Origin of the sequence: Psychroflexus sediminis (assembly GCF_900099815.1) — a bacterium.
GTDB classification, from domain to species: domain Bacteria; phylum Bacteroidota; class Bacteroidia; order Flavobacteriales; family Flavobacteriaceae; genus Psychroflexus; species Psychroflexus sediminis.
In genome coordinates this window covers 194,462-207,355 of sequence record NZ_FNCW01000004.1, presented here as the reverse complement: position 1 = coordinate 207,355, position 12,894 = coordinate 194,462, and the positions used below count along the sequence as shown (strand labels likewise).

Genomic DNA, 12,894 nt, shown 5'->3' with positions numbered 1-12,894 from the left:
ATGGAAATTAAAAACATGAATAATTTACCGCGGTCCTGTCAGAAAGTAGCTGAGTATAGTGATAAACAGCAGTATGCCGAAGCCGGCTTTTGGGAAAAACTAAGGATTCAGATTCATATTTTGCATTGCAGACACTGTCATGCCTACCATATTAAAAACGAGGAACTGACGCGGCTTCTGCAGAATCATCAACTCAAGTTCCTTTCCAAATCAGAAAAAGAAGAAATTAAGGCCAGGTTGTCCTTATAGAAAGAAGTTCCAAACCAATCCAAATCGAATAGCGAAATCTCTGTAAGGCTGTCGGGGGGCGGCAAAACTGGTATTCCCCTCCAATAATGTTGTAAAATTTTCCAGCTTGAAGAATATTCTGGCTTCTCTCACTTTTGCATTCAGAAAAAAGTCAAGCGTGTAAAATCCATCGAGTTCTTGAAAATTTTGAAGAGCAAATTCAGAAAGAATAGGATCATAGGCTTTGCTCATAAAACTGGTGAAATAATTGAATGTAAGTCCTGTCTGAAGATATAAAGCCTTATCAAAAAGATAATTGTCGTAAAAGAGTGAATTTCTCGTCACGAATTCGGGGACTGGAAAGATGGACTCACCTTCCATGACATTTTGATACATCACAGTGTTCACAAGATTAAAGTGGCCGTAATTGAACTCTTTTTCAGCTTTTATTTTAAGATACCTCACTTGTAAATCAGCCTGGCGGGGGCGCAATAAACTATCTGCAGTTATCCCTTCCGGAGTGCTTTGGTATTCAAAATAGGCGTGATTATCAATTTGAGTAAGAGATGTAGTCAGCTTTCCATATACGTTAGACTTGGCTTCGATCCCTAAATGCTGAGTATTGACGTTTTCATAATTTGGGTTGTACCAGTTGTAGTTTTCATAATCACTTTGGTTTAAAATCCAATTGAGGTTTGGAGCTGAAGAACTCAAATCAATCCTTGCCGAAAACTGAAGAGAATCTGAAAGGCTTTTACTGATTTTGCCATGAATGTCATAGCCGTCAAAATCTCCGGTGATGTTGTAAGTGGCGTCCCCCTCGAGTTTAAAACCTTTATAGGTTTTTAAGTAGGTTCCTCCCAGACTAATCACATCGGTTTGTAAGAGGTTGGGAATTCTCTTGTCTTCCAAAACCACAATGGAGTTATAGAGGTAATTGATGTTGTTATGCATGGCCTTAAATCCTATTCTGCCCAGTTGGTTTTGCTTATAGGACAGAATCAGGGTATTGGCTACATTTTGGTATTCGACCTCATCCATAAGGTCTGTGTTTTCGAAGGTGGGACCAAAATATTCAGGAGTTGAACTCGCTTGTATAAATCTATATTCTTTATCTGTAAAGTCGAGGATGTGATTCAGACGAATTTGTCCGTTTTGAGTAGAGTCATTTCCAGGTCGGATGTTATAAAAATGATTGACGTAAAACCGCTTGGCGTCCATTTCTGTTTCAGCGTTATCCAGCCTGACTTCTGCTGCAGCTCGATTTTGAATTTCTTCAATTTCATTTATAAACTGCTGGTACGAGCGGTCTGTTAGCCCCCCGTTTTCCTGATTAAATATATCTTGTGCAGCGAAATGAGACCTTATAAAATAGCGGTTATTTTTGGTTCTGTAATTGAAGCCAATTCTCAAATTCCCTGTGCTGGTCAGCTCTCTCTGGTAATTCCCCAGCGACCTCAAACCCTTGTAAGCTATGGAGAGATTCAGGTTGGGTTTTACATTGGTGGTAAAGAGGGCATCCAGGGTCTGACCCTGTTCAAAAACAGTTTTAAAATAAAGTTCTGTCAGTGGAGTCGGCACTTCGTAGTAAGCAATATCTTCCACTTCCAGATAATTGAAATGCTTGGCGCGGGCGCCAAAGCGAGGCAACGCCTGCAGGTCCTGAAACGAATAGCCAAGTTGGGTATAAGGCCTTCCTACATTGGAAAAGGGCAGCAAATCAAAAGCATCTTTTCTCAAGTAGTTAAATTTATAGCTTTTTTGGATGCTTAAAGTGGTGTCCACATAGGTGGTATCATTGCTTATGGAGATGATTTTATATTTGGAAATATCGGGTTTTTCACGATCGTCTTTGACAGACCTCATGTCTTCACTCTGCTGATCTAAGCGTCTGTTTTGATCGCCCTGAGGGTCAGTGCCCCTAGTTCTTTTTAAGACTTGAGCCTGAGACCAGGTTGAAAAAAAGAGAATAAAAAAAATATAAAATACCGACTTCATTTGTAGTTTTAAAACGTGAACAAAAGTATCATTTTTAGTTTACTTTGGTTTTAATGTCCTTCATAATTAAATTAAGAATCTAAGATTTTATATTTTTGCTGCTGAATTTGATTATGCTTCAACTCAATTATCAAGATAAATACCTGGAATGCGGAACAGACGAGGCTGGTCGGGGTTGCCTGGCCGGACCTGTGACAGCCGCTGCTGTGATTTTACCCGTAGATTTTCAAAATGAAATCCTCAACGACTCCAAGCTTTTAACCGCCTCAAATCGGGATTTTTTAGAAGTGATTCTAAAAGATAGTTGTGTGAGTTTTGGCATAGCTCATATCGATATGGGCATTATCGATGAGATCAATATTCTGAATGCCTCTATCCTGGCGATGCACAAGTCTATTCAGAAACTGAAGCCCTGTCCGGAACTGATTCTGGTGGATGGAAACCGATTTAAGCCTTTCAAAAAAATCAGACACGAATGCATCATCCAAGGGGATTCTAAATTTCTCAGTATCGCCGCGGCCTCTATTCTCGCCAAGACCGCCAGAGATGCCTTTATGAAAAAAATCGACAAAGAATTCCCGATGTATGGCTGGGCTCAGAATAAAGGTTACCCTACCAAAGCCCACCGAAAAGCCATTCAAAGCTTTGGTCTTACTAAATACCACAGAAGAAGTTTTAAACAATTGCCAGACCAAATAGAATTAAAAGTATAAACCAAAGATTTTAAGTGCTTAGATTACATTTTTCAACTTAATTTTGTTTTTTTGAAATCCCTCAGTTTATGCGTCGACTAGTTTTAATTATTTGTGTTTTATTAGGCTTAAGTTCATGCGATTTCGATTCAAATGGAGTACAGGGAAAACTTATAGACTTTATTCCACCCAAGTCAGTTTTGATCCTGGAATCTGAAAATCTCTCTCAGTCTGTTAAAGCATTAACAGGCTCCAAATTATTTCAGAACAATGCCTCCTTACCCCTTTTCAAGAACCTTCAGAATAATTTTAAATTCACCAGTTATTTCGATCTTGATACTGAAGCATTTTTGGCGGTCACCCCTATCGGTGAACGTGAGCTAGCCACATCGTTGATTATCGAAGATAAATACTTACAATTGGATTCCCTTCAGCTTAAGAAGCAAACGAAACTTGACTATGCTGGCAAAGTGATTTCAGAATTTAAACTCGATAAAGCGACGTTTTATTCGACTCTAATCGACAAAGTTAGAATATCTTCAGAATCCAAGTTGATCATTGAAAACGTGATTAGAGCATACAATAATCAATTTAAGTTCGATGAAATCTTTTACAATGCCCATAAAGCAGCAACGGGAGAAACTTCAGTATTTATCAATCTTAAAGAAGCTAATTACCTCTATAAAAATGAGTTCAACTCCTTAAAGGCCAAATCTCTTAAAGGCTTGGGTAAATGGCTGAGTGTAGATCTTGAGGTTTCCAAAGGAAGTTACCGCTGGTCTGGAGCCATTTTGAGTGGGGAAGAATCCAAAAAGTTAGATTTATTCAATGGCATTTCACCGTCAACTTTCCGATTACATGAAGTTACTCCAGCGAATGCTTCTGGATTTTTAAGCTTGTCTTTTTCGGATTTTAAAAAGCTTCAGGAAAACAGAGCAACTCAGAATTATACTGCAAGCTCATCATTTAAATCTATGTTTCAAAACACCCGTGAAGTTGGGGCATTTGAAATGGAAAATGGGGCTTTAGTTTATGATATGATAAGTTCTGATGTAACAAAGACGCTGGACTCCTTATCTTTAATAACTCAAAAGGAAACCTCGTTTAGAAATCAAACCATTTATAGCTTTGCGCCTGAGAATGTATTTGCCGACTTTTCCCCCTTATTATCCAATCATAAATTTTCTGTGTTTACAGTTTATGACAGCCATTTTTTATTTGCAAAAAATCAGGAGGTTCTGGAAAGTGTTTTAATCAATATTAACAACCGGTCAGTTCTAAGTGAATCCTCATCATTTCAAGATGCTCTGGAAAAAATGAGCACTTCTGCACATATGGTCTGGGGTGGTCAGCTGAATGCTATTTTGGAACAATTGGAGAAATCTGCAGCAGAGGATTTTTTAGATAATCTGAAAAATTTTAAAACAGAAGGTTACAGTTCCTTGATGATGCAAGCGACCCAGGAAGATAATTTTGCATTTGTTCATGGAATTTTATCCAAAGATCAGGCAGAAACCAAATCTGATGAAGCTATTCAGGTCAGCCGAATCAAACTTGAAAATACAATTACCTCGGACCCTTATTTTTTCACCAACTGGAGAACTCGCCAAAAGGATATAGTCGTTCAAGATGAAACCAACACGCTGCATCTTATAGCCAAAGACGGAAAGACGATTTGGACCAAAGCTATAGATAGCCGGTTAGTTGGCGACATCCATACTTTCGATATTTATAGAAATACGAGATTGCAGATGGCTTTCACGACTCAAAATAAGCTTTATGTTGTCGATAAAAACGCCAATAATGTCGATCCTTTCCCGTTAGACTTTAATGATTTTATCTCTGAAGGACTTGCTATTTTCGATTATGATAATAATGGAAAATACAGGTTTGTAGTCGTTCAGAATGATGAAGTATTGATGTTTAATAAAGAAGGCAAATTAGTGAAGGGTTTCGATTATAAGGCGCAAGGCGATATTAAGAGAACGCCAAAGCATATAAGAATAGGCCGGAGAGATTATATTTTAGTAGAAAATGATAGGGGGCTTAAGATACTGAATAGAACAGGAAGTGAGCGTATAAAACCTAAGCAGAAAATCTTAACTTCTGGTAATGAGTTTGGTTTACACAACTCAAGTTTTGTAGGAACTAATAAAGATGGAGATTTACTGGAAATTTCTGAAAATGGAGCGGTAAAAACTACAGAATTAAACTTGTCCGATACTCATTTTATCACTGTGAGTTCAAAGCATATAGTCACTTTTTCTGAAAATAAGCTGAGTATCAACGGCGTAAGCAAAACCTTGGATTATGGTTTGTATTTGCCGCCTCAAATTCACGAACAAGCCAAGAGAACTTATTTTAGTATTGTGGATCAGCAGGCCAGTAAAGTTTATTTGTTTAACGAACAAGCAGAACTGGTAAGCGGGTTTCCGGTATTCGGAAACTCCCAGATTGACCTGGATTTAAAAGTGCCTAATGAAATTAATTTTATCGTCAAAGGCGACGATAATGCTATCCTGATTTATAACAAAAAGCTTTAAGACTCCATCAACTTTGCCTCAAATAACTCGGTGAAGTGTTTTTTGAGTTTAGCTTTCACTTCCTCCATGGGAATTTCAGCTTTACCAAGTTCCACGTTGAGGGAAGTCACTGCTTTGTCTTTAATGCCACAGGGTACAATATTGTCAAAATAGCCTAAATCGGCATTGACATTAAACGCAAAACCGTGCATGGTCACCCAACGCGACGCGCGAACGCCCATGGCGCAGATTTTTCTGGCGAAAGGTGTGCCTACATCCAGCCAAACGCCGGTTTCTCCTTCGCTGCGCTCCGCTTTTAAACCGTATTCAGCTAAAGTCAGAATCACCATTTCCTCGAGGAAACGGAGATATTTATGAATATCAGTAAAGAAATTTTCGAGATCCAAAATCGGGTAACCTACGATTTGTCCGGGTCCGTGATAGGTGATATCACCGCCCCGATTAATTTTGTAAAAGGTAGCACCTTTCTCTGCTAATTGTTTTTCATCTAGCAATAGATTGGTCAAATCACCACTTTTACCTAAGGTATACACGTGTGGATGTTCTACGAAAATCAGGTGATTTTCCGTAGGCAGATTCTTAGATTCACGTCGGTTTTGAACTTTTATATTGAGCACTCTCTGGAACAATTCCTCCTGAAAATCCCAGGTTTCTTTATAATCGCGCTGTCCCAATTCCAGGACTTTTATGGTTTTATTCATGGCTGTCTAATTCTGATACAAAGGTACACTTTATAGCTGAGACCTTGGTTATACTTTGACCTGCCTGACTGCATCACGCAGGCAGGCAGGTCAGAATAAAAAGAAAAGACTGGAACAAATCTTAAAATCTTTAATCCTTGGTTTATAAAAGAAATTGTTGGATTGTCTTTATCTTTGCGGCTTTAGAAAATTACACACTCATGCAATTATCAGAACAAGAACGCGTAAGGCGAGATAAACTGGCTACTCTTAGGGAAATGGGCATCAATCCGTATCCTGCTGCTCAATTTGATTATACCCATACTTCCAAACAGGTGAAGGAGAATTTTAAAGAGGGTGAAAAGGTAGTGGTTGCTGGTCGTCTGGTCTCCCGTAGAATCCAGGGAAAGGCGTCGTTTGCTGAGTTACAGGATGGGGAAGGCCGCATCCAGGTGTACTTTAACCGCGATGAGATTTGCACGGGCGAAGACAAGACTTTGTACAATGAGGTGTATAAAAAATTACTGGATATCGGTGATTTTATAGGCATAGAAGGGGAGTTGTTTACGACTCAGGTGGGTGAGAAAACCATCAAGGTCTTGGATTTTCAACTCCTGAGTAAATCTTTAAAGCCGCTTCCGTTTGCTAAAAAAGACAGGGAAGGTAAAGAATATGATGCCTTTCATGATGCTGAACAGCGGTACAGACAGCGCTATGCCGACCTGGCCGTAAATCCTACTGTGAGAGAGATTTTCAAAAAACGTTCGGCTTTGTTTACAGCGATGCGTGATTTCTTTAATAACAAAGGATATATGGAAGTAGAAACGCCAATCTTACAATCCATTCCCGGTGGTGCTGCGGCGCGTCCTTTTATTACGCATCACAATGCCCTGGATATTCCGTTGTATTTGAGAATTGCCAATGAATTGTATCTGAAGCGTTTAATTGTTGGTGGATTTGACGGGGTGTATGAGTTTTCTAAAAATTTCAGAAATGAAGGTATGGACAGAACTCATAATCCTGAGTTTACGGCGATGGAAATTTATGTGTCTTACAAAGATTACAACTGGATGATGGAGTTTACCGAGAACCTGCTGGAGCATTGTGCTATGAAAGTGAACGGAACAACGAAAGCTAAATTTAAAGAGCATCACGTCGACTTTAAAGCACCATACAAGCGTGTGACGATGACTGATGCTATTATAGAGTTTACAGGTTTTGACATCACGGGCAAGTCTGAAGAGGAGTTGAGAAAAGCGGCTTTAGACATGGGCTTGGAAGTGGATGAAACCATGGGAAAAGGCAAGCTAATCGATGAGATTTTTGGAGAAAAGTGTGAAGGCAACTACATAGAACCCACGTTTATCACCGACTATCCCAAGGAAATGAGTCCGTTGTGCAAAGAGCATAGAGATAATCCGGATTTGACCGAGCGATTTGAACTGATGGTCTGTGGTAAGGAAATCGCCAATGCCTATTCAGAGTTGAACGATCCTATAGAACAGCGTGCGCGTTTCGAAGATCAATTGAAGTTAGCCAAAAAAGGCGACGATGAAGCCACGGAGTTTATCGATTATGATTTCCTGAGAGCTTTGGAATATGGTATGCCGCCAACCTCCGGTTTGGGAATTGGTATGGACCGATTGATCATGTTTCTGACTGATAATCCGTCGATCCAGGAAGTTCTATTTTTCCCGCAGATGCGCCCAGAGAAGAAAAAAGTGGAGCTGACTGAAGAAGAAAAAGTGGTTATGGAACTCTTGAAAAAAGAATCTCCTCAGGAACTGGAAAGCCTTAAAGCCAAGTCTGAATTGAGTAATAAAAAATGGGATAAGGCCATAAAAGGGCTTAGAAGTAAAGATCAGGCCACCGTGGATAAAACAGACGAAGGTTTGTTGGTTAGGTTGTTGTAAAAAATTGCTTGAAAACTTAATGTTTGGTACGAGCGAGACGCCTGCCTTTGCTAGCAACGCAAGCAGGCTCGCACCGGCGGAGAGTTTAATATAATTCTGCGATGTAGCTTGTCATTCCGACAGAGAAGCTTTCTTCTGCTTCGATGAGGAATCTTTTTCAATTCGAGGCTATGAGTAATCTTATGTTTTTAGATAATGTAAGATTCTTCACTCCATTGCATTTCATTCAGAATGACAAGGGTTGTGGTTTTTATTCTATATGAGGATACTTCCGACTGTCGGACGAGACAGAGAATCTAATCCAGTCCTTTACAATAAATCAATCCTACTAAACTGGTAATCACTAAACGTCTCCAGGGTTTTCTCTAAAGCATATTTCATGTTCCTTTCCGCTTTTAGGCTGTCGTGAAAGACGATGATGCTGCCGGGTTTTGCTCGATTTTGAATACGACTAAAACAGCCTGCTTTGGATACCCTTTCAGAATAATCTTTGCTGATAATATCCCACATGATGATGTGCTGATGGTCTTTTAAAATGGCTCTGGCCTGAGCTGAGGTACACTTGCCGTAGGGTGGACGGAAGAGATTAGATTTAACTGAATTTGATTCCATTTCCTCCTGACACAACTTTACATCTTCCAGATAAACTTTAGCCGAAGTCTTCCAGCCATTGCTATGATGAAAGGTATGATTGCCGACCGCATGTCCTTCAACCAGGATCTGTTTAAAAAGCCGTGGATGTTTCCTGATGTTATCTCCAATGCAGAAAAAGGTGGCTTTTGCCTTGTGTTTTTTCAGCGTTTCCAAAACCCAGGGGGTCACCTCGGGGATTGGTCCGTCATCGAACGTGAGGAACATCTCTTTTTCCTGAGTAGGGATGCTCCACACGCGATTTGGAAATAATGGTTTCAGAAAGTCAGTGGAGCTCACATTTATCTATTCATTAGGAATTTGATCCGGCGATAATAAACTAATACTGTCGCTATCCTTTTCACCTTCTTCATTGAGTTCATCTAACAATTCCTGGTCCACATCTTCAGATTCTGTGTCCTGATAAAAATGACTGAATTTCTCCAGGTAGGAATTGAATTCAGCAGCTTTTTCCTTCACCATCTCATTGTCTTGCTGAATGATAAGAATATCGACTAAACTTCTGTATTTCTCGATTTCAGTAAAAATTTGCTCGGCATTTTCAACCTGATTCTCATAGGTCATCCCGGCGTAATAGTCCAGCCATTCCTGGTAATTGGTTGCGAGCTGCTCCCATACTTCTCTTGCTTTTTCTGGTTTGCCGATCATGTAGTACCCGGTGACAAAAGGTTCAACCAGCTGGTAATACTGGTAATGTTCTACCGGAATATGTTTCATGCCCAGGTCAAGAATGTCTTCAGCTTTATCAAATTTTCCTTTTTCAATCAGCTTTTCGACTAGTCGGGCAAGGTTGCTTCTGTAGGTTATGGCATTTTTTCGGGTTTCCGGATCGTGATAAATGTCGTCGCTACCGCTGTTTCCCCATTCCCAGTCCATAACGATCTCGTACATTTTATCTTCATCGATACGCCCCATATCAAACGGATTTTCCGGATTGACCGGGGTTTTGATAGGCACAAGCTTATACGTCACCCCTTCCAGCTGAAGATAATCTTTCATCCAGAGGTAATCCTCATCCCTAAAACTGCCTCCTGTGAAGTAGATAGGTCTTTCCCAGTCGTTATTGGCAAGTAAATCCAGCATCATCAGATTGGGTTTGTATATCAAATTATCTTCCAGATTAATATCGATATAAGGGACAATTAAGTCTGCATCTTCCGGCTTCACTATACCTGTTTTCAATACTTGTTCCTTGTCAACCGGAACTCTTATGTTTTTAGTTGGAAAGGTGTTGATGACTTGTCCGCTTTGTAATTCTGCCTTAGTGGTTTCGTTATCACTTTTGATGTATTTTATAAACTGGTCTATCACAAGTGTATCACCTACTCTGGGATCTTCCTGATACCAAACGGCATCGTTTGTACCGTATTTATAGTCATCATGTTTTAGAGTAGTTTCAATAGGTTCGCTTTCATAGGCTTTCCTTCTCATCTGGTCTATATACCAATCTGTCGCAAAAAGACTGGTATTGATGGTTCTAACGTCGGTTCTGTAGCCTTCGATTTCCTGGGCATACCATAATGCAAAGGTGTCGTTGTCACCAATGGTAAAGAGAATAGCATTCTTGTCTACAGAATCCAAATATTTTTTGGCCATCGCCAGGGTGGTATATTTTCCTGAGCGGTCATGGTCATCCCAATTTTCTGAAGCCATCAAAACCGGTACGGCAAATAAGCAAACCACACCTACGAGAGGGACTACTAATTTTGGGGTAATATATTGTTTTAGATAATGGAACAGGGCATAAACACCCATTCCAATCCAAATGGCAAATACATAAAATGATCCTACAAGCGCATAGTCTCTTTCTCTGGGTTCAAAAGGGCGTTCATTGAGGTAAATTTTCAGAGCTATTCCTGTGAACAGAAAAAATACGGTAAGCACCCAAAAGCGCTTAACATCTTTGGACGCATGAAAAAATAAACCGATGAGTCCCAGGATGAGCGGTAAGAAATAATAAGTATTACGTGCTTTATTTTCGGCTAAATCTGAAGGTAAATTCTCCTGGCTGCCTAATCTGTTTTCATCAATAAAATCGATACCGCTTAACCAATTCCCCTCCAAATTGCTGTATTTACCCTGATTATCATTTTGTCGCCCTACGAAATTCCACATAAAATATCTCCAGTACATATATCCCATCTGAAATTCGAACAGATAGTTGAGGTTGGAAGCTGTAGATGGTTTTTGTACATCCAGGTATTGATTGAATCGCTTTAAAAAGCTGATATAACCTTCAGAAGAAACTTCTCCTTCCCTGTAATCTGCTCTAAATGTGTTGATGATAGAAACTAATTCCTCTTCACCTCTGTATTCAGGTTTGATCGAAAACTCCAAGGGACCAGTAAACATCATGTAATTGGCGGCATGTTGTGTACTCCACATCCTCGGGAGGAGGGTCTTATGCTTAGCATCAGAATTTTGCTTGGCATTTTTGTAATCATTGATGATCACATATTTCCCTTTTTCCTCATCTTTTTCATAGATGGGGTCATCATCCAGGTAAGGATTGTCGGGATCCAGGCCTGCGAAGATCTCGGTAAACTGAGGTCCATAAAATAAATGCGTTTCCGGGTACTGGTCACGATTATAATAGGCGAGGAGTTGCTGAGCACTACTGGGATCATTTTCATTGATGACTGTTCCTGCATTGGCCCGGATAGGAAGCATAATCCAGCTGGAGAAGCCTATAAACACAAATAAAATACACAGCAAAACCGTGTTGATGTGGATATAATTTTTACGTCTTGTATACTTCAAACCAAAATAAAACCCAGCAATTACGAGTAGACCGGCTATGATAGTTCCGGAATTGAAAGGCAATCCAATGGCATTGACAAAGAATACCTCCATCTTGGCGAAAAAGGTTAGGGAGTAGGGTAGAAGCAGTTTAAAGATAAACAGCAAAATACCAACGACAACTAAATTCGCAACTATGAAGTTTTTGACTGTAATGGTTTTGTAATTCTTGAAGTAATATAAAAAACCGATGGCAGGAATGGTAAGTAATCCCATGAAGTGTACTCCAAAAGATAGGCCGATGATTAAACAAATTAAAATCAACCAGCGATTACCTCTGGGTTTATGCATATCTCTTTCCCAAAGCAATCCCACATAAAACATGGCAGCCATTAGGCAGGCGGCCATCGCGTAAACCTCTGCTTCTACAGCGCTAAACCAAAAACTATCTGTAAAGGTGAAGGTGAGCGCACCAATCAAACTACTGGCTAAAATAGCCATGTCTGAAGCCTGAGATTTAACTTCAATGTTTTTTGTAAGTTTTTTCAATAACAGGGTGATAGACCAAAACATAAACAAAATAGCAAAAGCACTTGCCACCCCAGACATGAGGTTAATCATAAAGGCTATCTGACTATCATCGGAGGCAAACATAGAGAAGAAAGCGCCAAAAATTTGATAAAAAGGAGCACCCGGGGGATGTCCTACCTGTAGCTTTGCAGAAGTAGCAATATATTCACCGGCATCCCAAAAACTGGCGGTAGGCTCTGCTGTGAGATAATACGTAATGAATGCTACTAAAAAGGCAGACCAACCTAATAGTTTGTTCCAAAGTGAGAAGGCGTGCTTTGTCATTGAAATAAAAATTTTGGACGAAAATAAACAATTAAGAAATCTTATAAACGCTTGATTTTGATTATTATTTACGACTTGAAATAAGGTTTTAAGTCAAACTTATTTTTTTCAAGAATAATTTTAAAAAAGAGCTTGGTCATATAAAAGTAAGTTTTATATTTGCACTCCAATAATTATTGGCCTATGGTGTAACTGGCAACACATCTGGTTTTGGTCCAGAAGAGTCTAGGTTCGAGCCCTAGTAGGCCAACTTTATTCGAAAACCGATTTCTTAATTGAAGTCGGTTTTTTTCTTTCTCGATATAACTTTCATGGGCGAGAAGTTTATGCTGAGTCCCGATGAATATCGGGATCGAAGTGAGCCCTAGTAGGCCAACTTTATTCGAAAACCGATTTCTTAATTGAAGTCGGTTTTTTTGTTTTTGAAGGAAAGCCATTGTGATTGAATCCAGATGCTTCCAGATCTCCTGTTGCTTTTGAAATAATGCTAAAAGAGACCTGGCAGGCTATTTTTTAAAAATTTCTTCTCAATCTATTTACAAAAGGTATTCCACTTTTGATTCAAGTCGAAAAAAACCACAATTTCTTGTTACCC

At 39.5% G+C, this 12,894-nt stretch carries 8 protein-coding genes and 1 tRNA gene; 5 read left to right on the top strand and 4 right to left on the bottom strand.

Translation table 11 applies throughout. From position 1 onward, the window contains the following. Entirely contained in the window at positions 1-249 is a 249-nt protein-coding gene (locus BLP81_RS05405) for a hypothetical protein (RefSeq protein WP_093366683.1), read from the top strand. Here the strand turns inward: BLP81_RS05405 and BLP81_RS05400 are convergent. Next, complete coding sequence (locus BLP81_RS05400) at positions 244-2,226, bottom strand: putative porin (protein ID WP_093366681.1); 1,983 nt, start codon at positions 2,224-2,226, stop codon at positions 244-246. The genes BLP81_RS05405 and BLP81_RS05400 overlap by 6 nt on opposite strands. 113 nt (positions 2,227-2,339) lie before the next feature. Between BLP81_RS05400 and BLP81_RS05395 the strand changes: the two genes are divergently transcribed. Together BLP81_RS05395 and BLP81_RS05390 are read left to right on the top strand one after the other, a co-directional pair. After that, complete coding sequence (locus BLP81_RS05395) at positions 2,340-2,939, top strand: ribonuclease HII (protein ID WP_093366677.1); 600 nt, start codon at positions 2,340-2,342, stop codon at positions 2,937-2,939. 68 nt (positions 2,940-3,007) lie between these two features. Further along, positions 3,008-5,461, top strand: a complete 2,454-nt coding sequence (locus BLP81_RS05390; RefSeq protein ID WP_093366673.1) for a hypothetical protein — start codon at positions 3,008-3,010, stop codon at positions 5,459-5,461. Here BLP81_RS05390 and lipB read toward each other — a convergent pair. Next, positions 5,458-6,162 carry a lipoyl(octanoyl) transferase LipB gene (gene lipB, locus BLP81_RS05385; protein ID WP_093366670.1) on the bottom strand — a complete coding sequence of 235 codons (705 nt, stop codon included), beginning with the start codon at positions 6,160-6,162 and terminating at the stop codon, positions 5,458-5,460. The genes BLP81_RS05390 and lipB overlap by 4 nt on opposite strands. A 200-nt stretch (positions 6,163-6,362) precedes the next feature. On the opposite strand from lipB, the gene lysS reads away from it, so the two are divergent. Beyond that, the gene (gene lysS / locus BLP81_RS05380) at positions 6,363-8,054 is read left to right on the top strand and encodes a lysine--tRNA ligase (RefSeq protein WP_093366667.1); all 1,692 of its coding nucleotides are present in this window, start codon (positions 6,363-6,365) and stop codon (positions 8,052-8,054) included. Between the two features lie 309 nt (positions 8,055-8,363). Here lysS and BLP81_RS05375 read toward each other — a convergent pair whose 3' ends face one another. Continuing rightward, positions 8,364-8,984, bottom strand: a complete 621-nt coding sequence (locus BLP81_RS05375) for a polysaccharide deacetylase family protein (protein ID WP_245686415.1) — start codon at positions 8,982-8,984, stop codon at positions 8,364-8,366. A 6-nt stretch (positions 8,985-8,990) separates the two neighbouring features. Next, on the bottom strand, positions 8,991-12,299 hold the full coding sequence (locus BLP81_RS05370) for a glycosyltransferase family 117 protein (protein WP_093366663.1): 3,309 nt from the start codon (positions 12,297-12,299) through the stop codon (positions 8,991-8,993). A 177-nt stretch (positions 12,300-12,476) separates the two neighbouring features. On the opposite strand from BLP81_RS05370, the gene BLP81_RS05365 reads away from it, so the two are divergent. Further along, positions 12,477-12,549 (top strand) — tRNA-Gln (locus BLP81_RS05365). The last annotated feature ends 345 nt before the right edge of the window (positions 12,550-12,894 follow it).

What these genes read in the sequence shown, in the direction of transcription:
- BLP81_RS05400 (WP_093366681.1), bottom strand. Translation starts at nt 2,226, where the DNA reads ATGAAGTCGGTATTTTATATTTTTTTTATTCTCTTTTTTTCAACCTGG.
- BLP81_RS05395 (WP_093366677.1), top strand. Translation starts at nt 2,340, where the DNA reads ATGCTTCAACTCAATTATCAAGATAAATACCTGGAATGCGGAACAGAC.
- BLP81_RS05390 (WP_093366673.1), top strand. Translation starts at nt 3,008, where the DNA reads ATGCGTCGACTAGTTTTAATTATTTGTGTTTTATTAGGCTTAAGTTCA.
- BLP81_RS05370 (WP_093366663.1), bottom strand. Translation starts at nt 12,299, where the DNA reads ATGACAAAGCACGCCTTCTCACTTTGGAACAAACTATTAGGTTGGTCT.
- lipB (WP_093366670.1), bottom strand. Translation starts at nt 6,162, where the DNA reads ATGAATAAAACCATAAAAGTCCTGGAATTGGGACAGCGCGATTATAAA.
- BLP81_RS05405 (WP_093366683.1), top strand. Translation starts at nt 1, where the DNA reads ATGGAAATTAAAAACATGAATAATTTACCGCGGTCCTGTCAGAAAGTA.
- lysS (WP_093366667.1), top strand. Translation starts at nt 6,363, where the DNA reads ATGCAATTATCAGAACAAGAACGCGTAAGGCGAGATAAACTGGCTACT.